Genomic DNA, 25,815 nt, shown 5'->3' with positions numbered 1-25,815 from the left:
ATTCCCCCCAAGGATCCAGAGATCGCCGTTGTCGAGGAGTTGCTGCCCCATGTCCGCACGCCGTAAGGCCGCTGTCGCCGTCGCCGGTCTCGCCCCGCTCGCCCTGACCGGGCTGTCCGCCGCGCCGGCGGCCGCGCACGGTTCGATGGGCGACCCGGTCAGCCGGGTCGCGCAGTGCTACGCCGAGGGTCCGGAGAGCCCCGGGTCGGCGGCGTGCGGGGCGGCGGTCTCGGCCGGCGGCACCCAGGCGCTCTACGACTGGAACGGCATCCGCATCGGTGACGCGGGCGGGCGCCACCAGGAGCTCATCCCCGACGGCAAGCTGTGCAGCGCGGGCAACGAGGCGTTCAAGGGACTCGACCTGGCCCGTACGGACTGGCCCACGACGAGCGTGAGCAGCGGCTCGTACACCTTCAAGTACCGCGTGACGGCCCCGCACAAGGGGGCCTTCAAGGTGTACATCACCAAGCCCGGCTACGACCCGTCGCAGCCGCTGGCCTGGGGCGACCTGGATCTGGCGAACCCGGTGGCGTCGGCCACCGACCCGGCCGCGTCGGGCGGCTTCTACACCTTCACCGGCACCCTGCCCGAGCGCTCCGGCAAGCAGGTGCTGTACGCGGTGTGGCAGCGGTCGGACAGCCCGGAGGCGTTCTACTCCTGCTCGGACGTCACCTTCGGGGGCGGCTCACAGGCGGGCGGGGGCGAGTCCGGCGGGGACGGGACGGGTGGCGGCGAGGAGGGCGGCGGCGAGTCCTCCGGCTCGGGTGGCTCGTCGGACGAGGCGGCGGATCCGGCGCCGACGGCCTCCGCCCCGTCCGAGGAGCAGATCGAGGAGGGTGCCGGCAAGTCGACCGTCGAGAACCACGGGCACGGTGACGACGACCCCCGCACCTCGGCGGAGCCGGTCGCGGCGGACGACGGCCCCGGCACGGACGACGGGACCGGGACCCGGCCCAAGGCGGCCGGGTCCGGCGAGAACCTCGCGGAGACCGGTGGTGACGCAGGCACTCCGTATCTGATGATCGGCGGCGCCGCGGCGCTGGCGCTCGGCTCGGCGGCGCTGTTCGCCTCCGCGCGGCGGCGCACGGTGACCGGGCGGCACGGCCGCTGATCCACGGGCCCGGGGCCCTGTCCGGCGGCTCAGGCCGGACAGGGCCCCGGTACTTTTCGGCCGCGATCCACACGTGTCAGCCGAACACCGAGGCGCAAGTGGTCGGTTCGGCGTGGGCCGGGTCGAGGGCGCCTGCCACCTCGTGGAAGGCGATCCGGTCGAACAGCCCGATCGCCAGGTGCTCGGACAGGTCGATCGGACAGAGGTCCTGGAGCAGCACGTTGCGCACGTTCGGCCCGGTCAGGTAGGCGCTGCGGTACGGGGTGACGACCTCGTCGTACCGGGTGGCGATGACGGTGTAGCGGACTCCGGGTACGGTGTCGCCGCCCGCGTTGAGCTTGGTGAGGAAGGCGGAGCCGGCGATCTGGTCGGCGAGGGCGGGGGTGGCCTCGCTCAGCAGGTCCTCGGCGCCGGGGAAGAACGGCAGCAGCTTGGTGAGGCCGCCGAGGGTGGTGCCGTGGTTGCTGGGCGCGATGCCGACGAGGGCGTTCACCTCGTCCGCTCCGCCGAGGAACTTGAGGTAGTAGCGGGGCATCATGCCGCCCTGGGAGTGGCCGACGATGTCGGCCTTCGCGGCGCCGGTCGCGGCGAGCACGTCGTCGACGAAGGCGTCGAGCTGTTCGGCGGACTTCTCGACGGGGCCGAGGCCGTGGAAGAAGGGGACGCCGGGGAGCTGCCCGTAGTCGAGGGAGAAGACGCAGTAGCCGCGGTGCTTCAGATAGGGCGCGAGGCCCAGCCAGTTGTCGACGGAGTTGCCGAAGGTGCCGTGGACCAGGACGACGGGGCGGGGGTGGGCGGCGGAGGGCTTGCACGCCCAGTCGTTCCAGCCCGAGCGGGGTGCGCCGGCGGCCTGGGCGCTCGCCGCGGCGGGGAGGGTGAGGGCGGCGGTCAGCAGGAGCGCGGCCAGGGGTCTGATCACTCGCTTCCAGGGCAGCATCGCGTGATCTCCTTGCGGTACGGGGGAAGGGTGGGGTCCTACGCCCTGTGATCCGGATCACGAGGATGCTGTTCACTCGTCAAGTTACGGGTGAGTAGTAAAAGGGGGAAGTTACGGGTCGGTAAAAACTTCCAGCGTTAACCTGCGATCGATCTCCCGCACCTGATAGTGCGTCACCAAGTGGGGCGGATCGGCCCGTCGGGCGCGATGCGCAGCAACGTCTCCCGCAGGACGCGCAGTTCCTCCTCGGTCAGGGCCGCGTCCCAGCCCCGCACGGCCTCCGCCGCCGCCTCCTCGGCCGCCCGAGCGCAGCTCCATCCCGACTCGGTCAGGACGATCAGCCGGGCGCGCGCGTCCCCGGGATGCGGGCGCCGCGCGGCGTACCCCTTGCGCACCAGCTCGTCGACGAGCTGGCTCGCGGCCTGCTTGGTGACCCCGAGATGGACCGCCAGGTCGGTGACCGTCGCGCCGTCCGGGGCGAGACGGGCGAAGGCGAAGCCGTGCGCGGGCCGCAGCCCTTCGAACCCCCGGGCGACCACGCCGTCGTGAATGCGCCGGGTGAGCTCCCCGGCGACGGCGAGCAGGGCGGCGGACAGGGCCATGGCCTCGGAGTTCTGCACGGAGGCATTGAAGCACCTTGACGAAATAGTCAGGCTGCTTGACCATATAGTCAATCCACTTGACCATTGACCAGCCTTCGGAGGCCACCGTCATGCCCGTAGTCCGACCGTCCGAAGCCGTCGTCCACGAGATGCACGGCGCCCGCTTCGTCGCGTACGCCACCCCGTCGACCGGGAGCAGGGAACTGTGCGCCTGGCGGGGCGAGATCCCCGCGGGCACCCGGGCGCCCGCGCACACCGTCAGCCGGGAGGAGATCTTCCACCTGCTCGCCGGCGAGCTGCTGATCACCCTCGACGGCACCGAGCACCGGATCACCGCGGGCGACACGGTGATCGTCCACGCCGGCGCGACCCTCGCCGTCGAGAACCCGGCCGCCGAGGCGGCGGTCTCCTGGGTCACCACGTCCCACGGCCTGGAGGCGACCCTGGCCGACGGCACGCGCATCGCGCCGCCGTGGGCCAACTGAGCGCGCCGGGGCCTACGCGGCCAGCGTGCCCGGGATCACCGCGCGGGGGCCGAATTTCGCCCGCGCCCGGTCCGCGACCTCCTCGAGCCGGCGCACCTTCTCGTCCACCGGGTCGAAGGTGAGCTGGTGGGAGGCCCGCTCGGCGGGGCCGAGGCCCTCCGCGCGCAGCGCGATCGCGCGCACCCGGGCGCGTTGCAGACCGAGCGCCCCGTACAGGCCGTACGCCGCCTCGGTGAGCGCGGCCGAATGGGCCGTCGGCTCGGCGAGCGTGCGGGTGCGGGTGGTGGCGGACCGGTCGGCGTAGCGCACGGTGAGGGTGAGACCGCGGCAGACCTTGTCGAGGGCGCGCAGCCGGGCGCCCAGTTCCTCGGCGGCCGAGAGCAGGGCGCGGCGGTGCCGGGCGGGGTCCAGTTCGTCGCGGGTGAAGGGGCGTTCGGTGGCCAGGGACCGGGAGACCGCGTTCGGGACGACCCGGCCGCGGTCGACGCCGTTCGCCTTCTCGTGCAGTTCGCGCCCGGCCCTGGCGCCCACCAGCCGCTGAAGCGTGGACAGCGGCGCGGCGGCGACCCGGCCGAGGGTGTCGAGGCCGTACTCGCACAGGGTGCGGGCGGTCTTCGTGCCGACCCCGGGCAGCGCGACGACGGGCTGGTCGGCGAGGAACTCGCGCACCTCGTCCTCGGCCACCGCGCGGGTCAGCCCCGGCCGCGCCTCCCGCAGGGCCATGCGGGCCGTCATCGGGCCGGGCCCGGCGCCGATCGCGCAGTCGACGCCGTGCAGGGCGAGGGCGCGGACGCGGATCACCGAGGCCAGCTCCACGGCGGTGCGCCCGAAGTACCGTTCGGCGCCGCGCAGATCGGCCAGTGCCCCGTCGGGGGGCAGCGCCCGCACCACGGGGGTGAACTCCTCGAGCAGGCCGAGCAGCCCCGGCAGGGCCGCCTCGTCCGCCGAGGACAGCTGGAAACGTACGCAGAGAATGGTCATCCCGCACTCCCCGGACTCTGGTGCCACAACTTCCTTCCCACCGCGGGCCCTTCACCCGCGGGGCGCAGATCGGCCCAGGGGTGCATCTCGTACCCCGTGGGCATGCGGATCGTCCTGTCCTCCATCGGGTCCCGGGCCGCGGAGCCGGCCGGCGCGGGCCGCCCGTCGGAACCGGCGAGCCGCCTGCGGGCCGGGCCCTCCCCGGGATCGCCGCCCCCGCCGCCGTCCGCGGCGGCCAGCCGGGCCGCGACGCCCTCCAGCCCCTCGTCCCGGCGCACTTCCAGCAGCTCGGCGAGGTTCCAGGCGGCGGAGCCGACCACGCTGAGGCTGCGCGGGCCGCGGCGCTGCACCACCCCGCGCACCAGCAGCAGCCAGGAGTGGAAGACGGTGTGCGCGCAGGCGTCGTGGGAGTCGTCGAAGAAGGCAAGGTCGACCAGGCCCGTGCCGTCGTCCAGGGTGGAGAAGATGACCCGCTTGCCGGAGCGGACGGGCGGGGTCTGGGTGGCCGCCTTGGCCCCCGCGACCAGCACGGTGTCCCCGTGCCGGGCCTCGCGCAGCCGCCGCGCGGAGACCACGCCCAGTTCCTCGAGGAAGGCGCCGTGGTCGTCCATCAGATGGCGCGAGGCGTCCATGGACAGCACACCCAGCTCGGCGCTGAGCTTCTCCGACGGGGTGAGATCGGGCAGCCCGGCCGGGGCGGTCCTGCGGCCGCCGGACAGGGGGAGCTGGTCGCCGCGGCCGCCCCGGGCGCCCCGGTGCAGTTCGGTCAGGTGCAGTTGCAGATCGCGCCGGTTGGCGCCGAACGCGTCCAGCGCGCCGACCTGCGCGAGGCGTCCGGCGAGCGGGCGGCTGGGGCGGGCCCGCTCCCAGAAGTCGAGCAGTGAGGCGTAGGGCTGTCCCTCGGCGATCCGGGCGGCCTCGGCCTCGCTGATGCCGTGCACGTCGGAGAGCGCCAGCCGGAGTCCCCACGTGGCCCCTTTGCCACCCGATGAATCAGACACCAGTTCGATCCTGTGTGCGACCCCCGACCTGTTCACGTCCAACGGCAGCACCGGTACCCCCCGCCGCCGCGCGTCCGCCAGCAGCAGCCGCTTCGGGTACATCCCGGGGTCATGGGTGAGCAGCCCCGCGTAGAAGGCCGCCGGGTGGTGCGCCTTCAGCCACGCCGACTGGTACGTCGGCACGGCGAAGGCGACCGCGTGCGCCTTGCAGAAGCCGTAGGACCCGAAGGCCTCGACGATCTCCCAGGTGCGATGAATCGTTTCCGCGTCATAGCCGCGGGCCGCCGCGTGCTGCGCGAACCAGACCTTGATCCGCCCCTGCGACTCCGGGTCGGACAGCCCGCGCCGCACCCGGTCCGCCTCGCCGCGCCCGCAGCCGGTCATGATCGAGACGATGTCGATGACCTGTTCGTGGAAGACGACGACACCGTACGTCCCCTTCAGCGGCTCCTCCAGGTCCGGGTGCGGATAGCGCACCGGCGCCCGTCCGTGCCGGGCCTCGATGAACGGCCGCACCATGTCGGCGGCGACCGGGCCGGGGCGGAAGAGGGAGATGTCGACGACCAGGTCGTGGAAGGTGGCCGGCTGGAGCCGCCCCACCAGGTCCCGCTGGCCCGGCGACTCGATCTGGAAGCAGCCGAGCGTCTCGGTGGACCGGATGAGCCCGTACGTCTCCGGGTCGCCCTCCGGCACCGCGTCCAGGTCGATCCGCTCCCCCGTGGCCCGCTCCACCTCGGTGACGGCGTGTGCCATCGCCGACTGCATCCGCACGCCCAGCACATCGAGCTTGAGCAGCCCGAGGTCCTCCACGTCGTCCTTGTCGAACTGCGCCATGGGGAAGCCCTCGCCGCTGGTCGGCATGACCGGCGTACGGGTCAGCAGGGAGGCGTCGGACAGCAGCACTCCGCAGGGGTGCATGGCGATGCCGCGCGGGAGCGCGTCCAGGGCCTCGACCAGCTCCCACAGCCTGCCGTACTTCTCCTTCTCCCCCGCCAGCTCCCGCAGCTCGGGCAGCTCTTCGAGCGCCGCGCGGGCGTCGCGGGCGCGGATGTGCGGGAAGGACTTGGCGACGCGGTCGATCTCGGCCGGGTCCATGGACAGCGCGGCGCCGACGTCACGGACGGCGTGGCGCACACGGTAGGTCTCCGGCATGGCGACCGTGGCGACCCGCTCGGTGCCGAACCGGTCGATGATCGCGCGGTAGACCTCCAGGCGCCGCGCGGACTCCACGTCGATGTCGATGTCGGGCAGCACCACCCGCTCCCTGGACAGGAAGCGCTCCATCAGCAGCCCGTGCTCGACCGGGTCGGCATGCGCGATGCCGAGGAGGTGGTTGACCAGGGAGCCGGCGCCGGAGCCGCGCGCGGCCACCCGGATGCCCATGTCCCGTACGTCGTCGACGACCTGGGAGACGGTCAGGAAGTAGGAGGCGAAGCCGTGGTGGGCGATGATGTCCAGCTCGTGGTGCATCCGCTCCCAGTAATCCCGGCGCCCGGCGTAGCCGCGCAGCACCATGCCCGCCGCCGCCCGGGAGGCCAGGGCCCGCTGGGCGGTGCGGCGGCCGGCGCCGACGAGGTGCGGCTCGGGGAAGTGGACGCTGCCCATGCCGAGGTCGTCCTCGGGGTCGACCAGGCACTCGGCGGCCGTGGCCTGCGTCTGCTCCAGCAGCCGCGGGGCGGCCTCGCGCCGGAAGCCCGCGGCCTCCACGATCCGCTCGGCCGCCTTCAGCATGGCGCCCTGGTCCTTGAGCCAGGCCTCACCGGAGTCCAGCCCTTTGGCCGGGTCGACGGGGACCAGCCGGCGGGCGGCGTCCAGCACGTCGGCGACCGGGCCGAGACCGGGGTCGGCGTAGCGGACGGCGTTGCTGAGGACGGGCCGGACGCGGTGTTCGGCGGCGAAGCCGAGGGTGCGGGCGGCCAGTCGCAGGGAGCCGGGCCCGGTGCCCTTGCGTCCGTGCCAGACGGCCTCCAGGCGCAGGGCGTCGCCGTAGACCTCCCGCCAGGGGGCGAGCAGCCGGGCGGCGCGGTCGGGGCGGCCCGCGGCGAGGGCGCGGCCGACGTCGGAGTCGGGGCCGAGCAGCACGGTCAGGCCGTCGGCATGGTTGGCGTCCCAGGACAGCAGCGGCAGCCCCTCCTGGGTGTGAGCGGCGGAGACCAGGCGGCACAGGTCGGCCCAGCCGCGGGCGCCGTCCCGGGCGAGGAAGGTGACACGCGGTGTCGACTCGTCGATGAAGGCACCGCCGCGCACCGGGGTACGGCGCCGCTCCCTCCGTACGGACGCGTCACCCCCCGGCGTCACGGGTGCCGCCACCGCCAGTTCCGCGCCGAACAGCGGGCGGACGCCCGCCTGCGCGCAGGCCTTGGCGAAACGGACGGACCCGGCGAGGCTGTCGCGGTCGGTGAGGGCGAGGGCGTCCATGCCCCGCTCGGAGGCGCGCTCGGCCAGCCGCTCCGGGTGGGAGGCGCCGTAGCGCAGGGAGAACCCGGAGACGGTGTGCAGATGCGTGAAACCCGGCACACGCACCTCCCGCACTCGTGAGCTCCGACCGACTCTCGAACAATTGTTCCCAGCTACCTCACCCCCACCATAGACCAATTTTCGAATGCATGTGCGACAACCGTTCGGCCCCGTCCCACCTGCGCAAACACCCATTCCCCCGGACCGTGGGGACATGACACAGAGCGCCGGCCCCGGTCCTCGCCCCGGCTCGTTCCTCCACGAGGTCCGGGACGCCGTCACCCCCCGGGCCACCCTGCTCGTCCTCGGCGTGATCGCGCTCCAGCTGCTCTTCATCGCCTCCTACGTGGGAGCCCTGCACCACCCGAAGCTGCGGGACGCGCCCTTCGGGGTCGTCGCGCCCCCGGCCGCGGCCGAGCAGACGGTGGCCCGGCTGGAGCGGCTGCCCGGCTCGCCCCTGGACCCGCGGGCGGTGTCCGGCCAAGCCGCCGCCCGCGAGCAGCTCAGGAACCGGGACCTCGACGGCGCCCTGGTCGTCGACCCCGGCGGGACCACCGACACCCTGCTGGTCGCCACCGGCGGCGGCACCGCCCTGGCCACCGCCCTGGAGCGGCTCGCCACCGATCTGGAGGAGTCCGAGGGGCGCACCCTGCGGACCGTCGACGTCGTCCCGGCCTCCGCCCAGGACGCCAACGGGCTCTCGTCCTTCTACGTCGTGGTGGGGTGGTGCGTGGGCGGCTATCTGTGCGCGTCGATCCTGGCGATCAGCGCGGGCGCGCGGGCCTCCACCCCGCGCCGCGCGGTGATCCGGCTCGGCGCCATGGCCCTGGTCGCGGTCGTCGGCGGACTCGGCGGCGCCCTCATCGCCGGACCGGCGCTGGACGCGCTGCCGGGCGGAACCGCGGCCCTGTGGGGACTGGGCGCGCTGATCACCTTCGCCGTGGGCGCCGCCACGCTCGCCCTGCAGGCCGTCCTCGGAGTCGTCGGCATCGGGGTGGCGATCCTGCTCGTGGTGATCCTGGGCAACCCGAGCGCGGGCGGCGCGCTGCCGCCTCCCCTGCTCCCGCCGTTCTGGGCGGCCGTCGGGCCGGCGCTGCCACCGGGCGCGGGCACGTGGGCGGCCCGCTCGATCGTGTACTTCGGGGGCAGCGGCATGACCGGTGCGCTGCTGGTCCTGTCGGCGTGGGCCCTGGCGGGGACCGCGCTCACCCTGCTGATGTCGGCACTGCGCCGGAGACGCGCGACCGCGGCCACGTCGGCCGCGGCCTAGCCAGGTCCTGTCGCCGCATTCCCGTCGTCCGCCCGAAGGGCGGGCCGTGCGGCGTCAGGGGCGTGCCCCGGGGGCCCCGGCCGAAGGCCGGCGGGGTGCCGGGCCCTGGCACTCGTACCGGATGTACTCGGGCCAGGGGCCCGGTGCGGCGAGTGGGGGGGCACCTCCCGCGCCCTTCGGGCAGCCGGGGGACGTGCATGGCGTCGCACGGCAGACGGGATGTGATGACAGGGCCCGGCACGCCGACGCGGAACGTCCCGCCCCTCCGCGGTGGAGGGACGGGACGTGGGAGCGGGGCGGGTCAGCCGATCTGCGTGCCCGTGGCCGACAGGGCCTCGGTCACCGGCTGGAAGAAGGTCGTGCCGCCCACGGAGCAGTTGCCGCTGCCACCGGAGGTGAGGCCGACCGCGCTGCTGCCCGAGAAGAGCGAGCCGCCGCTGTCGCCGGGCTCGGCGCACACGTCGGTCTGGATCAGACCGTTGACGATGTCGCCGTTGCCGTAGTTCACGGTGGCGTCCAGACCCGTGACCGTGCCGGAGTGCACCTGGGTCGTGGAGCCGCTGCGGGTGACCTGCATGCCGACGGTGGCCTCGGCGGCGCCGGAGATCGCCTGCGCGGAGCCGTCGTAGAGGTTCACCTCGCTCGGGTGGGCCACGTCGGCGGTGTACTTGACCAGGCCGTAGTCGTCGCCCGGGAAGCTGGAGTCGGCGTTCTCGCCGATCACGTTGCCCGCGGAGTCCGACCAGGTGGAGATGCCCTCGGTGCAGTGCCCGGCGGTGAGGAAGTGCGGCTCGCCGCCCTTGGTCACGTTGAAGCCGAGCGAGCAGCGCCCGCCGTTGCCGGTGATGGCGTCGCCGCCGGCGATGAAGGGCTTGTACTCCCCCTTGGTGCGCTTCAGTTCGGCCTTGGTGCCGAGGGAGTCGACGACCTTCGTCAGCTCGGCCCACTGGGCCTCGGAGACGGTGCGGTCCGCGGTGACGACGACCTTGTTGGTGGTCGGGTCGGTCACCCAGGAGGTCCCCGGGATGGTGGCGTCCTGGGCGAGGGTGGCGCGCGCACTCTTCAGCTCGGCCAGGGAGTGCGCCACGACTCTCGCCTCGGCGCCGGCCGACTCGACGGTCTCGTCGAGCACGTTCACCACGAGGGACTTGCTCTTCGCGTCGTAGTACGTTCCCGCCGCGTCCGCGCCCAGGTCCTGGGCGAGGGTCGAGGCGAGCTTTCCGGCCGCCGTGACCGAGAGGGTCCGGGGTGCGGGGTCCGCCGGGACCTCGCTGGCGTTCGCAGTCTGGAAGGTGACCGCGCCGGCAGCCAGTGCGGCGATGCCCGCACCCGCCATGACCGCACGTCGCCTGGGTATGCGTCGGTGCTTCAACTCACGTCCTCCTGTGGGGGGACGGCCCGGGAGGTTGTGGGGACCCCGTCGGACCGGAAGGCGTACGGCTACGGGGTCGGCGCACAGCAAAAGCCACACCCGTGCCGGTCGAACGGCGCCTACTCTTCCGAACCCCACAGGGAGCACACAAGGTCGACTTCAGGACGCGCGTGCGACAACGACCGTGCGCCCCCTATGTCCTGACAGGTCATGGACACGCAGCGCGATTCGCACTGCAAACGCTACGAGGGAGTAACCGGCGGTACAGGCCCCGGCATCGGCGCTTGGCCGGAAATCGACCCCTCGTGGTCCGGTTCCACGCGGGGAGCGCCGGAGGGACGTTGCTCCTGCACCGGTTCCCGTACCGCTTCCCGCACCGGCCCGGAGGACGGCTGCGCGGCCGTGGGCAGCGGCTGCGAGGCGCGTTCCAGGAAGCGGAGGAGTTCCACGGGGAAGGGCAGGACGAGGGTGGAGTTCTTCTCGGCGGCGACGGCGACGATGGTCTGGAGCAGGCGCAGTTGGAGCGCGGAGGGGGTCTCGGCCATCTCCTGGGCGGCTTCGGCGAGCTTCTTGGACGCCTGGAGTTCGGCGTCGGCGTTGATGACGCGGGCCCGGCGCTCGCGGTCGGCCTCGGCCTGGCGGGCCATGGAGCGCTTCATCGTGTCGGGCAGGGAGACGTCCTTGATCTCGACCCGGTCGATCTGCACGCCCCAGCCGACGGCGGGGCTGTCGATCATCAGTTCCAGGCCCTGGTTGAGCCTCTCGCGGTTGGACAGCAGGTCGTCCAGATCGCTCTTGCCGATGATGGACCGCAGGGAGGTCTGGGCCATCTGGGAGACGGCGAAGCGGTAGTCCTCGACGTTGACCAGGGCCGCGGCGGCGTCGACGACCTTGAAGTAGACGACCGCGTCGACGCGGACCGTGACGTTGTCCCGGGTGATGCCCTCCTGGGCCGGGACCGGCAGGGTGACGATCTGCAGGTTGATCTTGTGCAGGCGGTCCACCACCGGGACGATCATCGTGAAACCGGGCCCGCGCACCTGCGGGCGGAGCCGGCCGAGCCGGAACACCACGCCGCGTTCGTACTGCTTGACGACCCGCGCCGCCGCCATCACATAGACCGCTCCGGCGGACACCGCCGCCGCTCCCGCCGTCACCAGCTCCTCGACCATCACGGCCCCCAGGGTCCGAAGTGACGCATCAGGCATCCCGCGTCCGGTGCATCCCGGCGCGTCCTGGTGTGTCCTACGACGGTAGCTCCGTCCCCACGCAAGGGGGAGCCCCCGCACGCGGGTGCGTGCGGGGGCTCGCTGCTGCCTGATCCAGGCGGTACCGGTGCGACCGGTGGTGCGAAACCGGTGCGACCGGCGGTGCGCGGTGCCGGTCCTAGTAGACGCTGACCCCGTAGGCGCTCAGGGCCTCGGTCACCGGCTGGAAGAAGGTCGTTCCACCGGTGCGGCAGTTGCCGCTGCCGCCGGAGGTCAGACCGTAGGCGGTGCCGTTGCTGCCGTAGAGCGGACCACCGGAGTCGCCGGGCTCGGCGCAGACCGTGGTCTGGATGAGACCGCCGACGATGTCGCCGCCGCCGTAGTTCACGGTGGCGTTGAGGGCGGTCACCCGGCCGCTGTGGGTGCCCGTGGTGGAACCGTCACGGATGACCGTGGTACCCACGCTCGGGGTGGCCGCGCGGGTGATGTCCACGCCGCCCGCGGTGCCGGGCTTGCTGATGGAGGAGTTGGTGTACCGGACGATGCCGTAGTCGTTGCCCGGGAAGCTGGAGCCGGCGGTCGAGCCGAGCACCGTGCTGCGGCCGGAGTTGGCGTACCAGGTGCCCGCGCCGTCCGTGCAGTGGCCGGCGGTCAGGAAGTACTCGGCTCCGCTGCTGCTGCGGACGTTGAAGCCGAGGGAGCAGCGCCAGCTGCTCGCGTAGATGGCGTCGCCGCCCTGGATGAGCTTGTTGAACGTGCCCGGGGTGCGCTTGATGGTGAGCGCCCCGGCGTCATCCCCGGCCTGCCGCTTGATCTTGTCGATCTCGGCCTGGGAGACGGTGCTGTCGACGGTGACGAGCACCCGGTTGGACTTGCTGTCGACGGCCCAGGCGGTGCCGGGAATGTCGGCCTTCAGCACCGATCCGCTGACGCTGTTGAGCTCAGCGGAGCTGAAGGTGGTGGGGGTTTCGGCCGCGTTCGCGCTGGGGACCACGATCGCGGCAGCGGCCACGAGGCCGGTGGATACGGCGATCAGCCGAGTCCGTCTCGAGACGCCGCTGCGGGGGTTGGTGCGCTTGATCCTCACTTGTCGTTCCTCCACAAAGGAAGTCGGGGGCCCTCTCGTGGGGTTGAGGGCCCGTGAGGCGCAGTCAGTGGGCAGGGTGCCCGGATCCCGGAACACGCCGTGCCCCTGACAAGCGCTGATGGTGAGTATTCGGCCGACCGACCGTTCGGCGCAAGGGTGCCTTTCGGCCGTCAACCTTTGAACCAAGGGCGAGATTTGACCCCAGTGAGGCATTGCGTTACCTCAGGTCACACCGGATTGACGACGGGTCGAACAGTCGTGCCGTGTCCGGAACTCGCCTCTCCGGATGCGGCTCAGCAGTCGCACCCGCAGTCACAGCCGCCGTCCTCACCACAGCAGCTGCAGCAGTTGCAGCACTCACAGCAGTCGCCGCAGCCGCTGCAGTCGCAGTTGCTGCAGGACCCCTGCTTGGGCTCGCGGGTCCAGGGATCCTCGTAGGTGCCGCAGCACAGCTGGCAGGTACAGGCGAGACCCAGCCAGACCGCGCAGCCCGCCATCAGCCCGCGCCGGTCGCGGCGCGGCGGCCCGGGAGGCAGCGGGGCGCCGGGGCCGCCGGGAGGGGCGTAGGGGCCGCTGCCGTGAGCGCAGGAGACCGTACCGAAGGCGCGGTGGACGGAGTTGGGCAGTTCATGGACGAGCAGCCGGTGCGCGAGACGGCCGTCGGTGAACTCCACCTCCTTCAGGGCGAGCCGGATGCCGTGCACCGCGTCGTCGGCGAGCCGGCGGGCCTCCTGGAGTGAGGTGCCCGTGGCGGTGAGCGGGTTCCAGGCGCCCGAGGCGGCGTCGGCCGCCCGGTCCTCCACCGCGTCCAGCAGATGGGCGAGGCGTCCGAAGAGCGCCCCGGCCTCGGCGAGCGGTTCCGCGTTGTGCGGCCGCCCGGCGAGCACGGCGGTGTGCGCGAAGGCCGCCGCGGTCGCCGTCTCGGTCGGCTCGGTGACCGTCAGGAGCGGTGTGCCGGGTCCGGCGAGTGCCTCGATGCCGGTCTGCCGGTCCACGGCGTCAAGGAGGACGGCCGTGTCGAACCCGATGTCCGTACCGGTCCGCGCCCCGGCCCGGTCCCAGCTCGCGGCGACCCGGCGCGCGGCGAGCGCGACCGGCCGGCGCGCCAGCAGTCCGTCCCCGTCGGCGACATGGTCGCGCACCTTGGCGGAGGCCAGGACCAGGGAGACGGCCGCCGCGAGCCGTGCGCCCTCACCGTGTGCGACGGACGCGGTGCGCAGCCCGCGCAGCGGACAGGGTCCCGCGGTGCGCCGTCCCGCCACGTCCGGGCCGGACTGAGCCTCCGTCAGAACGGATATGAGGAGCCCGTCATAGTTGGTGACGAGACGCGCGAGCTGTCCGTGATCCCCGCGCAACGCCAGACACAGACCGCACAAATGGGCAGTCCACTGGGCGGTGAGCCGTTCCCCGAGCCGGTGCCGACACGGCCTGACCATTCCGAACACGACGTTCCCCCGTGCAGTTGTACGACGCTGAGCGGCCGCATCGTATCGGCCACGGAGTTCACCCGTACGCACCCCTCATCACCCGGACGCCGGGAAGAATCATATTTCACTCACAGTCAGCAGCCGTTTACATCAAGACCCTTGGGAAACCCGGACTCTCGACGGATTCGCTGTGCACCAGTACCGTCACAAACCCCCCGCGCGGCGTCTATCCACTTGGCGCGCCATCCGCATCATGGACGACCATAGGGGTGCGGAAAGCAGAAAGACAGCTGTGAGAGGAGGCGTCCATGGGATCGGTACGCAAGGCGAGTGCCTGGCTTGGCCTCGTCGACGACAACGAAGACGAGCGTTACTACGACGACGACTACTCCGACGGGCCCGAGACCGGGGAGGCCTGGGTCACCGATCCGCGGGTCAAGGTGGCCACGGACGTCGCCGAGGAGAAGGGCCGCCGTATCGGCACGGTCACCCCGGACAGCTTCCGGGACGCCCGCGCCATCGGTGAGCTCTTCCGCGAGGGCGTTCCCGTCATCATGAACCTCACCGCGATGGACGCCGCCGACGCCAAGCGCGTCGTCGACTTCGCCGCCGGCCTGATCTTCGGTCTGCGCGGTTCCATCGAGCGGGTCTCCAACCGGGTGTTCCTGCTCAGCCCGGCCGACACCGAGGTCGTCAGCGGCGAGCCGGCCGCGCACCGTTCGGACGGCTTCTTCAACCAGAGCTGAGGCAGGGCCGCTCGCCGGCCCCGCCTCCGCGTGAGGTCCTCCGCGGCCGGCCCTACCGGAACGCGTCGATTCCGGTGAGCGCCTTGCCCAGCACGAGCTGGTGCATTTCGACGGTGCCCTCATAGGTGAGCACCGATTCCAGGTTCGTCGCGTGCCGCATCACCGGGTATTCGAGTGAGATCCCGTTGGCCCCGAGGATCGTACGGGCCGTACGGCAGATGCCGATGGCCTCGCGGACATTGTTGAGTTTGCCGAAGCTGACCTGCTCGGGACGCAGGCGGCCGGCGTCCATGCGCCGCCCCAGATGATGGGCGAGCAGAATCCCCTTGTGCAGTTCGACCGCCATGTCGGCGAGTTTGGCCTGGGTCAGCTGGAACCCTCCGATGGGCCGCCCGAACTGCTCCCGCGACTTCGCGTAGTCGACGGCCGCCTCGAACGAGCTCCGCGCGGCGCCCATCGCGCCCCAGACGATGCCGTACCGGGCGTGCGACAGACAGCTCAGCGGGCCCTTCAGACCGGTCACCTCCGGCAGCACCGCGTCGGCGGGCAGCCGTACGTCGTCCATGACCAGTTCGCTGGTGACGGAGGCGCGCAGGGACCACTTGTGCTTGATCTCGGGCGCCGAGAAGCCGGGGCTGCCGGTGGGCACGGCGAAGCCGCGGATCCCCTCGTCGGTCCGTGCCCACACCACGGCGACCCCGGCCACGGAGCCGTTCGTGATCCACATCTTGCGCCCGTTGAGCACCCAGTCCCCGCCGTCGCGCTTGGCGTAGGTGCGCATCGAGCCGGGGTCGGAGCCGATGTCGGGCTCGGTGAGGCCGAAGCAGCCAATGACCTCGCCGGAGGCCATCGCCGGCAACCACCGTTGCTTCTGCTCCTCGCTGCCGAAGCGGTGGATGGCGTACATGGCGAGCGAGCCCTGGACGGAGACCAGGGAGCGGATCCCGGAGTCGGCCGCCTCCAGCTCCAGACAGGCCAGCCCGTACTGCACGGCGCTCGCCCCCGCGCATCCGTAGCCCTCCAGGGACATGCCAAGCGCGCCGATGCCGCCGAGCTCCCGCGCCAGCTCCCGGATGCCGGGCAGCTCGCCCTTCTCGTACCAGTCGGCGACATACGGCAGGACGCGGTCCGCCGCCCAGCCCCGCACCGTGTCCCGGATGGCCCGGTCCTCCGGTTCCAGCAGGTCGTCGAGGCCGAGGGGGTCGGCGGGGTCGAAGGGGGGCAGCTTCGCGGACGCGGACATCAGGGAACCCTCCAGAACGATAAAACTAGCACCGCTAGTCCCGGCTCCGGGCCGACGCTACGCCGCGGTCTCCCGCGCGTCCACCCCCGCTCCCCCACCCGCGCAGGGGATACCGCGTCGAGGACGGACCGCCCGCGGACGCCGACGGCGCCCCGCCCCCACGGGCGACGCCCGCCTCTCCGGAAACGGTGAACGGGTGGCGCGCGGGTGAGGGACCGAAACGGTCACACCGAGACACGGGACTTCACCGCCTCCCGGGGCGCCGGCAGCTCCACGGCCTCCGCCTCGCACTGCATCACCCGCGGCAGCCGCAGCGCCATCACCGCCCCGAGTAGCAGCAGCCCCGCGCTCACCAGCAGCGTCACATGCAGCCCGTGCACGAAGGAGTGGCGCGCCGCGTGCCGCAGGGCGTCCCCGGCCGGCCCGCCGAGCTGCGCCGCCACCTCGTAGGCCTCGCCCAGGGAGTGTTCCGCCGCGGCGGAGGCCGTCGTGGGCACCCCGGGCACACCGGTGAGACCGGGCGCGTAGGCGGCGTTCATGACGCTGCCGAGCAGCGCGATCCCGATCCCGGCGCCCAGCTGGTACGAGGTCTCGCCGATCGCGGCCGCCCCGCCGGCCTGTTCCGGCGGCGCCTCGCTGAGCATCGACTCGTACGCGCCGAACAGCGTGGTCTCCAGGCCGAAGCCGAGCAGGACGAAGCCGGTGAGCAGCAGCGGGGCGTTGTCGTGTCCGCCCATCGCGGTCAGCAGCACCACGGCGCCGGCCGTCAGGCAGAAGCCCGCGCCGACCATGCGGCGCGGGCCGAACCGGCGCAGCATGCGCGCGCCCGCCAGCCCCGCCGCCATCGCGGCGATCGTCAGCGGCAGCAGGCGCAGTCCGGTTTCCAGCGGGGAGAGGCCGAGGACGAGCTGGAGGTACTGCGCCGCGATCAGTTCCAGACCCACCAGGGCCAGCATCGCCAGCACGATGCAGCCCACGGACGTGCTGAACGCCGGGCGGGCGAACATCCGCAGGTCGACCAGCGGGTGGGCGCGGCGCCGCTGCCGGCGCACGAAGGCGGCGAGCAGTCCGGCGCCCAGGAGCAGCGGCAGCAGCGTCCACACGGCGGTGACGGAGTGCCCGCCGAGCCGCTTGACGCCGAGGACCAGCGCGAAGAGTCCGGCGGCGGCCAGCAGCGCGCCAGCCACGTCCCAGGGGCCGTCGCCTTCGCCCTTCGACTCCGGCAGCAGCATCCGTCCCACCGGCAGGCTGACCAGCATCAGCGGGATGTTGACCAGGAAGACCGAGCCCCACCAGAAGTGCTCCAGCAGGAAGCCGCCGAGCAGGGGCCCGACCGCGGCGCCCACCGCGGCGACCGCGCTCCACAGGCCGATGGCGAGCGCCCGCTCGCGCCGGTCCGGGAAGACCTGGCGCAGGATCGACAGCGTGGCCGGCATGATCATGGCGCCGCCGACGCCGAGCAGGGCCCGCGCCAGGATCAGCACCTGGGCGTTGTCCGCGAGGGCCGCCAGGCCGGAGGCGACGCCGAACAGGGCGTAGCCGAGGAGGAGCACACGTCTGCGGCCGACCCGGTCGCCCAGGGTGCCGAAGAGGATCAGCAGCGAGGCGCAGACCAAGGGGTAGGCGTCGACGATCCAGAGCAGTTCCACCGCGCCGGGCCTGAGGTCCTCGGTGACGGCGGGGACCGCCACGTGCAGCACCGTGGCGTCGACGGCGACCAGCAGCAGGCTGACGCAGAGGACGACGAGTACCACCCAGCGGTTGGCACCGGCCCCGGCCGCCCGACGGCGCAGCGCGGAGGCGGCCGTGGTCGTCCCGGACATGTACACGTACCTCCCAGAAGTTCCCTCGCGCTCGGCGGGCTCACGGGGGTGGGGACTCCCCCGTGACTCGGCCGGAGAAGGAGCGGCGTCTCCGGCCCGCGCTACGAGCGGCGAGTGACACGTCAGAGTACGCCAGTGCGGCCGGAGGTCGAGGGGCGGGCCTCTCAACAGTTCCGGCGGACCGGTGTGGCGTGCGCCACGTCCGCTCGCCCGGTGCGGACGGTCCGCGGGGCGGGCCGGCTGCGCGCCGGGTCGATAATCGGGCCCGTGAACGATCTCGAGACCCGTGCTGTCCCCGCCCTCCCCGGAGCCCTGCGCCGGGCGGCATCGGCGCTCCTCGGGTACGCCGCCGTGCGGGCCCTGGGCCTGGCCGTGCTGTTCCTGTGGAGCCGGGCGCACGGCAAGGACGCGTACACGCTGCTGACCGCCCGCTGGGACGCGCTCTGGTACACGCGGGTCGCCGAGCTGGGATACGGCTACGAGGTGCGGCTGCCGGGCGGTGAGGTGCACTCCAACCTGGCGTTCTTCCCGCTGCTGCCGTGGCTGGAGCGGCTGGTGGCGGCGGTGTCGCCGCTGTCGTACGCCGACGGGGGGTTCCTCGTCTCGGTGCTCGCCTCGCTCGCCGCGGCATGGGGCGTCTTCGCGGTGGCGGACCATGTGTACGGGCCGCGGGCCGGGGTGCACGCGGTGCTGCTGTGGGCGGTGGTGCCGGTCGGGATCGTGCAGTCGATGGCGTACAGCGAGTCCCTGTTCACCGCGCTCGCCGCGTGGTCGCTGTACGCCGTGCTGACCGGCCGCTGGGTGACGGCGGGGGTGCTGGCGTGCTTGGCGGGGCTGACCCGGCCGGTGGGGCTCGCGGTGGTCGCGGCGGTGTGGGCGGCGGCCATTGTCTCCTTTCTGAGGGAACGCCCCGGCTCCTTTCTGGGGGACCGCTCCGGCTCCTTTCTGGGGGAACGCCCCGGCTCCGGGCGCGGCGGCACCTCCTTCGTGGGGAGCGGCAGCGCGGGAGCGCCGGACGGCGCGCGGGGCGATGGGAGCGCCGGTCCGGACGCGGCCGCCCGGCGTGTGCGCGCCCCGGACGGCGCCCTCCCCGCCCAGCGCGCCCTGGGCGTGCGCCGGATCCTCGGCGTGCTGCTCGCGCCCCTCGGGGCCGCCGGTTACGTTCTGTGGGTGGGCCACCGGACCGGGAACGGTCCACTGGGATATCTCGAGGTACAGGCCGGGTGGGGCAACGGGTTCGACGGCGGCTACGCATTCGCCCGCTTCGTCGCCGCCGAGTTCACCTCGTTCCCGTCCGCCCTGGCGGGCCTCGGACTGCTTTTCGGGGTCTGCCTCGTGGTGTGGCTGTACGTGGTCTGCGTACGGCAGCGGCAGCCGCTCCCGCTGCTGGTGTACGCCGGGGTCATCACCACGCTCGCGCTGTGCGCGTCGAGCTACTTCGGCTCCAAGCCCCGGCTGCTGCTGCCCGCGTTCCCCCTGCTGCTGCCGCCGGCCCTGGCCCTGGCCCGGCTGCGCGCACCCCGGCCGGCACTGGTGGTCGGGGCGGTCGCGGTGGCCTCGGCGGTGTACGGCGCCTCCTGGCTGAACGGCTCGGGGCCGCCCTGACGCCGCCCCTCCACTCGGACGATGAGCGGCGGGAAAAATCCGCGCCAGGCCCCGGTGAACGAATTCAAAAGCGCGGAAAAACCGACGCTCCGCCCGGTCGTGGTAATTGAAGGCCATGGCGCGGATTCACCGGAAATAAAGATCGTTCTGAGAGGAATCCCACATCACATCGTCATCACAAAGACGCTGATTCGTCGGGGTTCCGCGCTCACTCGCTGTAACGTCGATTGGGTGCGTACCGAACGGAACCACACCCGTCTGGACCGGGTGTTCGCGAGGCTGGACCGAGAGCCGGAACGACCGGCTCACATCGGCATGCCGCGAATGAGCCGGCACCGGATGGTGCTCTTCGGCGCCACCCTGGCCTTCTACATGGCGATCGTGTGGGCCGTAGTGGTCACCTCCTGGCTGGTCCGGCTGGACTGGCAGGTGATGTTCTTCCGTCCCTATCAGCAGTGGCCGGAGATCCACGCCTTCGTCGACTACTACGTGGTGCTGGGCCAGCGCGGCCCGACCGCCGTGATGGTCGCGGCCTGGCTGGGCTGGCGGTCCTGGCGGCAGCACACCCTGCGTCCGCTGCTCGCGCTGGGCGTCTCACTGCTGCTGCTCAACATCACCGTGGGTGCCGCGAAGTACGGCATGGGGCGCCTCGGGCCGCACTACGCCACCGAGATCGGCTCGAACGAGATGTGGCTCGGCGGCGATATATTTCCCAGCGGCCACACCGCCAACGCCGTGGTGACGTGGGGAATCCTGGCCTACCTGGCCTCGACCCCGAGAGCGCGCCGCTGGCTGTCCGCCCTGTCCGCGGTGACCTCGCTCGGCGTGGGGCTCTCCACCGTCTACATCGGGACGCACTGGCTGAGCGACGTGATCCTCGGCTGGGCCGCGGGCCTGCTGATCCTGCTCGCGCTGCCCTGGTTCGAGCCAACGATCGCGCGTGCCGAGGCCCGGATCCTCGGTCTGCGCGACCGCTGGCGGGCCCGCGGGGCCCGTGCCGCGACGGCCCGACCGGTGGTCGGGCGGCCCGTCGTGCTCAAGCCGCTCACCGGCCGCGCGGAGCAGACTCCCGAGCCGGTGGCCGCGGGCCGTCCGTCCCGGTCGCCGGTGTACCTGGCGCCCGGCCCGCACACCACCCGCGCCGAGCGCTCCCCGGTCACCCCGGCGGGCAGCCGCCGCCCGCCGCACCCGGACCGCCACCCGCGCGGTACGACGTCGGCGACCCGTCCCTGACGGCCGGGGGTCAGCCCTTCCAGGCCCGCGCCACCCGGCCGTCCTTCACCTCGAAGTTCAGCCGGCCCACGCGGTACTCCATCGTGATGATCGTCCCCGGGGCCAGCGCCCGCACCGTCGGCCAGCCGCGCTCGCGCGCCAGGCGCTCGGCCCTCTCGGCGGCGAGGCCGACATAGGCCTCGGGGCTGTCGTCGGGTTCCGCGGGGGGTGTCGGAATGGAAGCCATACGGCCACGCTATGCCCTGGCCCGTGACCGCGGAAGTCCGGGCCGGGAACGAGCGAAGCGTCCCCCGGTGGTCACACTTGTGTCACAGGATCACGACAGCCGTTCATGCCGATGACTGTCACCCGGATGGCCTCTTCGGTACGCCTTCCGAAGTATTCGAACGTAATTCTCGCGTGTCACACCGGCGCCGCCATAAACCCCGGCGGAAAGTGCCGTGGGAAGCGGTCCCGGGACGCCGTTCCTTTTCTCCTCCGTGTTTGACCGCCGAAACCCGTGCACACACAAAGTGCTCGTTCTCCACACCGGTCCGCCACGCCCTCTGTCGGGAGTGCCCTGGGGGACGAGCATCATGGCGTGGGCCCGGGGTACCGGAGGCGCGGGCTCCGGCCGGGCCCGGCGCGCGACGAGCGAAGGGGCGAGCGATGGGGACGCAGACCGTTCGGGCGACGGAGCTGCCGGAGCACCCTCGCCGGCGGCGGCCCGGACGGGTGGTGATCGACTGGCTGACCACGACCGACCACAAGAAGATCGGCCATCTCTACCTGATCACGTCGTTCGCGTTCTTCCTCGTCGCCGGCGTCATGGCGCTGGTCATGCGCGCCGAGCTGGCCCGGCCGGGACTGCAGATCGTCGACAACCAGCAGTTCAACCAGCTGTTCACGATGCACGGCACGATCATGCTGCTGCTGTTCGCGACGCCCAGCTTCGCCGGGTTCGCCAACGAACTGATGCCGCTGCAGATCGGCGCGCCCGACGTGGCCTTTCCCCGGCTCAACATGCTCTCGTACTGGCTGTTCCTCTTCGGCGGGCTGATCGTGCTCGGGTCCCTGGCGGTGACCGGGGGTCCGGCCGCCTACGGCTGGTTCGCCTACGCCCCGCTGAACAGCATGCAGTACTCCCCCGGCCTCGGCCCCGACCTGTGGATCATGGGCCTCGCCCTGTCCGGCTTCGGCACGATCCTCGGCGCGGTCAACTTCATCACGACCATCATCGGCATGCGGGCCCCCGGGATGACGATGTTCCGGATGCCGCTGTTCACCTGGAACACCCTCTTCACGTCCATCCTGATCCTGCTGGCGTTCCCGGTGCTGGCGGCGGCGCTGCTGGTCCTCGAGGCGGACCGGCGGTTCGGCTCCCAGGTCTTCGAGGCCGCCCACGGCGGGGCTCTGCTGTGGCAGCACCTGTTCTGGTTCTTCGGCCATCCCGAGGTCTACATCATCGCGCTGCCGTTCTTCGGCATCGTCACGGAGATCATCCCGGTCTTCAGCCGCAAGCCTTTGTTCGGCTATCTGACCCTGGTGGGCGCCACCATGGCCATCACCGGCCTGTCGGTCGTGGTGTGGGCGCACCACATGTTCGCCACGGGCGCGGTGCTGCTGCCGTTCTTCTCCCTCATGAGCTTCCTGATCGCGGTGCCGACGGGGGTGAAGTTCTTCAACTGGACCGGCACCATGATCAAGGGCTCGCTGTCCTTCGAGACCCCCATGCTGTGGGCCACCGGGTTCCTGGTGTCGTTCCTGTTCGGCGGGCTGACCGGGGTGCTGCTCGCCTCGCCGCCGCTGGACTTCCATGTGACGGACTCGTACTTCGTGGTGGCGCACTTCCACTACGTCGTCTTCGGCACCGTCGTCTTCGCGACCTTCGCCGGGTTCTACTTCTGGTGGCCCAAGTTCACCGGGAAGATGCTCGACGAACGGCTCGGCAAGATCCAGTTCTGGACCCTGTTCATCGGTTTCCACACCACGTTCCTGGTGCAGCACTGGCTGGGCGCCGAGGGCATGCCGCGCCGCTACGCGGACTATCTGGCGGCCGACGGCTTCACCGCGCTCAACACCGTCTCGACCATCGGCTCCTTCCTGCTCGGCCTGTCCACACTGCCGTTCCTCTACAACGTCTGGAAGACGGCCAGGTACGGCACCAGGGTCGAGGCCGACGACCCCTGGGGCTACGGCCGCTCCCTCGAGTGGGCGACCTCGTGTCCGCCGCCGCGGCACAACTTCACGACCCTGCCCCGGGTCCGTTCGGAGTCGCCGGCGTTCGACCTGCACCATCCCGAGTACGCGGCCCTGTCGTCCCAGCCCGAGCCAAGGAGCGAGCGAGCCGGTCATGAGCCGCTCTGACCGCGTCGATCAGCGCGACCGGTTCCAGCACCTCGAAGTCGAAGCCCAGCAGCATCACATGGACCACCATCACGTCCAGGCTCGCCGCCCCGGTCCGCAGCAGGCAGCTGTCCGGGCCCTCCGCCTCGAGCGTCCCGGTGGAGGGTGAGATCCGCTCGACGGCCTCCTCCAGCGGCACCAGCAGGCGGATCACCGCGTGCGCGGCGTACGCGTGGGTGGAGACGCCCCGGGAGACATAGGCGGCGAGGTCGTCGGCGGGCGGCTCGCGCGGGACGAAGCGCGGCCCGTGCGGCGGTGCGGGGGTGATGCGGTCCGCGCGGAAGGTGCGCCAGTCCTCGCGGTCGAGATCCCAGGCGACCAGGTACCAGCGGTGCTCGGAGCACACCAGGCGGTGCGGTTCCACGGTGCGCCGCGTGGACGTGCCGTCGTGCCCCCGGTACGCGAAGCGCAGCCGCTCGGCGTCCCGGCACAGGTGGGCCAGTTCGGTCAGCACGGCGGGGTCGACGGCGTCCGCGCGCGGGCCGCGCAGCATCGGCACGGTGTAGGCGTTCAGGGCACCCACGCGGCGGCGCAGCCGGTCCGGGAGCACCTGCTCCAGCTTGGCGAGGGCCCGTACGGAGGTCTCGCCGATGCCCTCGACGCCCTGTCCGGCGGCGGTGCGCAGCCCCACGGCGACGGCCACGGCCTCCTCGTCGTCCAGCAGCAGCGGCGGCAGTTCCGCGCCCGCGCCCAGCTGGTAGCCGCCGCCGGTGCCCGGGCCGGCGTTGACCGGATAGCCGAGTTCGCGCAGCCGGTCCACGTCCCGGCGCACGGTGCGGGCGCTGACCCCGAGCCGTTCGGCCAGGTCGGCGCCCGACCACTGGCGGTGGGCCTGGAGCAGGGACAGCAGGCGCAGCAGACGTGCCGAGGTCTCCAACATGGCGGCGAGTCTGCCAGGCCCCGCGGACAGGTGCTGTCCGCAAGGGCGGGAGCCGGGGTTCAGGGCTCGTAGGCGAGTTGCGGCACGCGGAAGCAGGTGCGGTTCATGTCGCCCTGGGTGACCCAGCCCTGCCCGTCGCGCCAACGGGCCACGGACAGGCAGGTCCTGGCGGTCCTCGGCGGCTCTGGCGACGGGGTGAACGAGACGGGCAGCAGCAGTCCGCCCGCGGTGTAGCCGTCGGCACCGTCGACGAAGGCGTCGACGCAGGCGCGCGTGATGCCGGTGCGGGCGCAGGACGTCGCCGCGTCGGTGAACCAGCGGGCGGCGGCCCAGCCCTCCAGCTGCCACTGGGAGTGCGTCGGCAGGTCCTCGGTGGCGTCGCGGAACTCCTTCACGGCGTCGTGGCCGGTGTCCTCGTAGTTGCGGCTGGAGCCGGTCGCCCACAGGGCGTTGCGGCAGCGCGGGGCGTCCTTGTAGTCCTCCGCGACGCTGGACGTCCAGTTCTGCACGTTGGTGACCTTGGCGGTGACCTGTGCGCCGACATCGTCCATGGCCTGGCAGAGGCGGGCGTTGCCGTGGCCGTCGATGGCGTCGAAGACCAGGTCGGCGCCCTGTTCCTTCAGATCGGCGGCCACCGCGCGGAAGTTCGGCAGTGCGAAGTCGAGCTGCTCGGTGACGACGTCGTACCCCTCGGCCTTCAGGCCCCGTTCCACCAGGCGGGCGTAGGCGGCGGACGCGGACTGGTTGTAGGAGACGACGGCGGCGGTGCGGGCGCCGTGCTCGCGCTTGAAGTAGCGGTAGACCTCGGTGCCGCCGTACAGCGTGCCGTCCCAGCCGGGGGTGCCGTTCCTGGGGGCGTCGCTGCCGTAGATGCCGTAGAGGTGCGGGTAGGTGTCGTAGGCGGTGCCGATGGGCTGGCCGCCGATGTCGGGGACGCCCGCGTCGGAGACCCGGGAGGCGCCCGCGTAGTCCAGGGCGGTGGTGGCCACCAGGGCGAGGACCTTGTCCTCGTCGATCAGCCGGTGGACGCACTCGTTGTTGCCGACGCCGCTGCCCCCGTCGTCGCACAGGCGCACCTCGACGCGGCGGCCGTCGATGCCGCCGCGCTCGTTGAGCCGGTCGAACCAGGCGCGGGCGCCGTCGCGGGGGCCGGTGAAGGCGCTGCCGCCGACTGGGCTGGTGGCGCTGGTGATGATGCCGACCCGCAACGGCTCGCCCGTGGCCCGCGTGGAGGCGGGCGGGCGGCGGTCCCCGCCCTCGAAGTCGCTCTCCGGCAGGCGGCTGCCGCACGCCGCGGTCAGGGCCAGCAGCAGGGCCGCGGCGAGCGCGCTAACAGCCCGGGATGTCCGGCGTCGAGCCATCGCCGCTCAGTTGCACCAGCGCGCACAGGGACTTGACGGACACCTTCCAGGTGCCGTCCTGCTCGACGGCGGTCCCGGAGGCGTCCGGCAGGGCGGTGGCGCCCTGGAGGGTCAGGGAGAAGGACACGTCCGCCCGGGTCGCCGAGGTGAACGTGACGTCGTTGACCTGCGCCTGCACCTGTCCGACCCGTTCGTCACCGCTGAACGCGTCGAGGACGGGCCCCATCGTCTCGCCGTTCTCCAGCAGGGCCTTCTTCTCGTTCAGGGAGGTGTCGGGGCTGAAGAACTTCTCCCAGTTCTGCCGGATCTCCTGCTCGGCCGCCGGCCGGTTCGCGGGCGCGGTGCCCGGTGCGCTCGTCGTACGGTCCGGCGTCGTCGGGGGCGGGCTCTCGCCGCCTCCGCCGTCGTCGCCGCATGCCGTGAGAACCGGCCCGAGGACCAGCACCAGGGCGGCGGTCAGCGCCGTGCCCCGCCCCGCCGCCCGTGGGCCACGTCCTCTCTTCGCGTTCCCCCGCCTGAGATCGCTGCCGAGAACCATCTGGCTCACCAATCGGGTGTCGGTCCGGGCCATGTCCGCCCGGTGCTTTCAGGGTCGGCTTCC

20 protein-coding genes and 1 pseudogene are annotated in these 25,815 nt (G+C 72.3%); 7 read left to right on the top strand and 14 right to left on the bottom strand.

Annotated features, from left to right (window positions below; all coding sequences use genetic code 11):
- Positions 1–49 precede the first annotated feature (49 nt).
- Positions 50–1,111, top strand: a complete 1,062-nt coding sequence (locus AC5L3C_RS30235; RefSeq protein ID WP_493652147.1) for a lytic polysaccharide monooxygenase auxiliary activity family 9 protein — start codon at positions 50–52, stop codon at positions 1,109–1,111.
- A 76-nt stretch (positions 1,112–1,187) separates the two neighbouring features.
- Here the strand turns inward: AC5L3C_RS30235 and AC5L3C_RS30230 are convergent, their stop codons facing one another.
- Together AC5L3C_RS30230 and AC5L3C_RS30225 are read right to left on the bottom strand one after the other, a co-directional pair.
- Positions 1,188–2,048 carry an esterase/lipase family protein gene (locus AC5L3C_RS30230; RefSeq protein WP_493652145.1) on the bottom strand — a complete coding sequence of 287 codons (861 nt, stop codon included), beginning with the start codon at positions 2,046–2,048 and terminating at the stop codon, positions 1,188–1,190.
- 173 nt (positions 2,049–2,221) lie between these two features.
- Complete coding sequence (locus AC5L3C_RS30225; protein WP_493652144.1) at positions 2,222–2,668, bottom strand: MarR family winged helix-turn-helix transcriptional regulator; 447 nt, start codon at positions 2,666–2,668, stop codon at positions 2,222–2,224.
- Positions 2,669–2,760: 92 nt separating this feature from the next.
- Between AC5L3C_RS30225 and AC5L3C_RS30220 the strand changes: the two genes are divergently transcribed.
- Positions 2,761–3,135 (top strand): cupin domain-containing protein, encoded by a 375-nt coding sequence (locus AC5L3C_RS30220; RefSeq protein WP_493652142.1) that lies wholly within the window; start codon positions 2,761–2,763, stop codon positions 3,133–3,135.
- Between the two features lie 12 nt (positions 3,136–3,147).
- Here AC5L3C_RS30220 and AC5L3C_RS30215 read toward each other — a convergent pair whose 3' ends face one another.
- Positions 3,148–4,116: a DNA polymerase Y family protein gene (locus AC5L3C_RS30215; RefSeq protein ID WP_493652141.1), complete on the bottom strand. Its 969-nt coding sequence runs from the start codon at positions 4,114–4,116 to the stop codon at positions 3,148–3,150.
- Positions 4,113–7,634: a DNA polymerase III subunit alpha gene (locus AC5L3C_RS30210; RefSeq protein WP_493652139.1), complete on the bottom strand. Its 3,522-nt coding sequence runs from the start codon at positions 7,632–7,634 to the stop codon at positions 4,113–4,115. The genes AC5L3C_RS30215 and AC5L3C_RS30210 overlap by 4 nt, the downstream gene beginning before the upstream one ends.
- A 154-nt stretch (positions 7,635–7,788) precedes the next feature.
- Here AC5L3C_RS30210 and AC5L3C_RS30205 point away from each other — a divergent pair, with 154 nt between their 5' ends.
- Complete coding sequence (locus AC5L3C_RS30205) at positions 7,789–8,844, top strand: DUF3533 domain-containing protein (RefSeq protein WP_493652138.1); 1,056 nt, start codon at positions 7,789–7,791, stop codon at positions 8,842–8,844.
- Between the two features lie 301 nt (positions 8,845–9,145).
- On the opposite strand, the gene AC5L3C_RS30200 is transcribed toward AC5L3C_RS30205, so the two are convergent.
- The 4 genes from AC5L3C_RS30200 to AC5L3C_RS30185 form a co-directional block, all read right to left on the bottom strand.
- The gene (locus tag AC5L3C_RS30200; protein WP_493652137.1) at positions 9,146–10,216 is read right to left on the bottom strand and encodes a S1 family peptidase; all 1,071 of its coding nucleotides are present in this window, start codon (positions 10,214–10,216) and stop codon (positions 9,146–9,148) included.
- 242 nt (positions 10,217–10,458) lie between these two features.
- A complete protein-coding gene (locus AC5L3C_RS30195) occupies positions 10,459–11,388 on the bottom strand; it encodes a slipin family protein (RefSeq protein WP_493654086.1) in 930 nt (309 codons plus the stop codon).
- Between the two features lie 214 nt (positions 11,389–11,602).
- On the bottom strand, positions 11,603–12,511 hold the full coding sequence (locus tag AC5L3C_RS30190) for a S1 family peptidase (RefSeq protein ID WP_125507740.1): 909 nt from the start codon (positions 12,509–12,511) through the stop codon (positions 11,603–11,605).
- Between the two features lie 293 nt (positions 12,512–12,804).
- On the bottom strand, positions 12,805–13,956 hold the full coding sequence (locus AC5L3C_RS30185) for a DUF5685 family protein (protein ID WP_493652136.1): 1,152 nt from the start codon (positions 13,954–13,956) through the stop codon (positions 12,805–12,807).
- A gap of 290 nt (positions 13,957–14,246) precedes the next feature.
- On the opposite strand from AC5L3C_RS30185, the gene AC5L3C_RS30180 reads away from it, so the two are divergent.
- Positions 14,247–14,684: a cell division protein SepF gene (locus AC5L3C_RS30180; RefSeq protein ID WP_493652134.1), complete on the top strand. Its 438-nt coding sequence runs from the start codon at positions 14,247–14,249 to the stop codon at positions 14,682–14,684.
- Between the two features lie 52 nt (positions 14,685–14,736).
- Here AC5L3C_RS30180 and AC5L3C_RS30175 read toward each other — a convergent pair whose 3' ends face one another.
- Positions 14,737–15,927, bottom strand: coding sequence for an acyl-CoA dehydrogenase family protein (locus AC5L3C_RS30175; protein WP_493652132.1), 1,191 nt, complete (start codon positions 15,925–15,927; stop codon positions 14,737–14,739).
- A 224-nt stretch (positions 15,928–16,151) separates the two neighbouring features.
- A complete protein-coding gene (locus AC5L3C_RS30170; protein ID WP_493652131.1) occupies positions 16,152–17,750 on the bottom strand; it encodes an MFS transporter in 1,599 nt (532 codons plus the stop codon).
- Between the two features lie 267 nt (positions 17,751–18,017).
- On the opposite strand from AC5L3C_RS30170, the gene AC5L3C_RS30165 reads away from it, so the two are divergent.
- Both AC5L3C_RS30165 and AC5L3C_RS30160 read left to right on the top strand, forming a co-directional pair.
- The gene (locus AC5L3C_RS30165; RefSeq protein WP_493652129.1) at positions 18,018–19,355 is read left to right on the top strand and encodes a glycosyltransferase family 39 protein; all 1,338 of its coding nucleotides are present in this window, start codon (positions 18,018–18,020) and stop codon (positions 19,353–19,355) included.
- A gap of 231 nt (positions 19,356–19,586) precedes the next feature.
- Positions 19,587–20,588 carry a phosphatase PAP2 family protein gene (locus tag AC5L3C_RS30160; protein ID WP_493652128.1) on the top strand — a complete coding sequence of 334 codons (1,002 nt, stop codon included), beginning with the start codon at positions 19,587–19,589 and terminating at the stop codon, positions 20,586–20,588.
- Positions 20,589–20,598: 10 nt separating this feature from the next.
- On the opposite strand, the gene AC5L3C_RS30155 is transcribed toward AC5L3C_RS30160, so the two are convergent.
- Entirely contained in the window at positions 20,599–20,814 is a 216-nt protein-coding gene (locus tag AC5L3C_RS30155) for an I78 family peptidase inhibitor (RefSeq protein WP_125507726.1), read from the bottom strand.
- A 422-nt stretch (positions 20,815–21,236) separates the two neighbouring features.
- On the opposite strand from AC5L3C_RS30155, the pseudogene ctaD reads away from it, so the two are divergent.
- A pseudogene (gene ctaD / locus AC5L3C_RS30150) lies at positions 21,237–22,928 on the top strand (aa3-type cytochrome oxidase subunit I); the annotation flags it as partial.
- Here the strand turns inward: ctaD and AC5L3C_RS30145 are convergent.
- Genes AC5L3C_RS30145 through AC5L3C_RS30135 form a run of 3 tightly spaced genes read right to left on the bottom strand, consistent with a single transcriptional unit; the run spans position 22,813 to position 25,752 of the window.
- Positions 22,813–23,853, bottom strand: a complete 1,041-nt coding sequence (locus AC5L3C_RS30145; protein WP_493652126.1) for a helix-turn-helix transcriptional regulator — start codon at positions 23,851–23,853, stop codon at positions 22,813–22,815. The pseudogene ctaD and the gene AC5L3C_RS30145 sit on opposite strands and share 116 nt — an antisense overlap.
- Before the next feature lie 59 nt (positions 23,854–23,912).
- Positions 23,913–25,214, bottom strand: coding sequence for an ABC transporter substrate-binding protein (locus AC5L3C_RS30140; RefSeq protein ID WP_493652124.1), 1,302 nt, complete (start codon positions 25,212–25,214; stop codon positions 23,913–23,915).
- Positions 25,183–25,752, bottom strand: a complete 570-nt coding sequence (locus tag AC5L3C_RS30135; protein WP_493654085.1) for an MTB12 C-terminal domain-containing protein — start codon at positions 25,750–25,752, stop codon at positions 25,183–25,185. Before AC5L3C_RS30135 ends, AC5L3C_RS30140 begins: the two co-directional genes overlap by 32 nt.
- Between the last annotated feature and the right edge of the window lie 63 nt (positions 25,753–25,815).

It is taken from the genome of Streptomyces speibonae (assembly GCF_984686075.1).
Note: the sequence above shows the minus strand (reverse complement) of the source record. Positions and strands in the feature narration are given on the sequence as shown.

What these genes read in the sequence shown, in the direction of transcription:
- AC5L3C_RS30235 (WP_493652147.1), top strand. Translation starts at nt 50, where the DNA reads ATGTCCGCACGCCGTAAGGCCGCTGTCGCCGTCGCCGGTCTCGCCCCG.
- AC5L3C_RS30230 (WP_493652145.1), bottom strand. Translation starts at nt 2,048, where the DNA reads ATGCTGCCCTGGAAGCGAGTGATCAGACCCCTGGCCGCGCTCCTGCTG.
- AC5L3C_RS30220 (WP_493652142.1), top strand. Translation starts at nt 2,761, where the DNA reads ATGCCCGTAGTCCGACCGTCCGAAGCCGTCGTCCACGAGATGCACGGC.
- AC5L3C_RS30215 (WP_493652141.1), bottom strand. Translation starts at nt 4,116, where the DNA reads ATGACCATTCTCTGCGTACGTTTCCAGCTGTCCTCGGCGGACGAGGCG.
- AC5L3C_RS30205 (WP_493652138.1), top strand. Translation starts at nt 7,789, where the DNA reads ATGACACAGAGCGCCGGCCCCGGTCCTCGCCCCGGCTCGTTCCTCCAC.
- AC5L3C_RS30195 (WP_493654086.1), bottom strand. Translation starts at nt 11,388, where the DNA reads ATGGTCGAGGAGCTGGTGACGGCGGGAGCGGCGGCGGTGTCCGCCGGA.
- AC5L3C_RS30180 (WP_493652134.1), top strand. Translation starts at nt 14,247, where the DNA reads ATGGGATCGGTACGCAAGGCGAGTGCCTGGCTTGGCCTCGTCGACGAC.
- AC5L3C_RS30175 (WP_493652132.1), bottom strand. Translation starts at nt 15,927, where the DNA reads ATGTCCGCGTCCGCGAAGCTGCCCCCCTTCGACCCCGCCGACCCCCTC.
- AC5L3C_RS30170 (WP_493652131.1), bottom strand. Translation starts at nt 17,750, where the DNA reads ATGTCCGGGACGACCACGGCCGCCTCCGCGCTGCGCCGTCGGGCGGCC.
- AC5L3C_RS30155 (WP_125507726.1), bottom strand. Translation starts at nt 20,814, where the DNA reads ATGGCTTCCATTCCGACACCCCCCGCGGAACCCGACGACAGCCCCGAG.
- AC5L3C_RS30145 (WP_493652126.1), bottom strand. Translation starts at nt 23,853, where the DNA reads ATGTTGGAGACCTCGGCACGTCTGCTGCGCCTGCTGTCCCTGCTCCAG.
- AC5L3C_RS30140 (WP_493652124.1), bottom strand. Translation starts at nt 25,214, where the DNA reads ATGGCTCGACGCCGGACATCCCGGGCTGTTAGCGCGCTCGCCGCGGCC.
- AC5L3C_RS30135 (WP_493654085.1), bottom strand. Translation starts at nt 25,752, where the DNA reads ATGGTTCTCGGCAGCGATCTCAGGCGGGGGAACGCGAAGAGAGGACGT.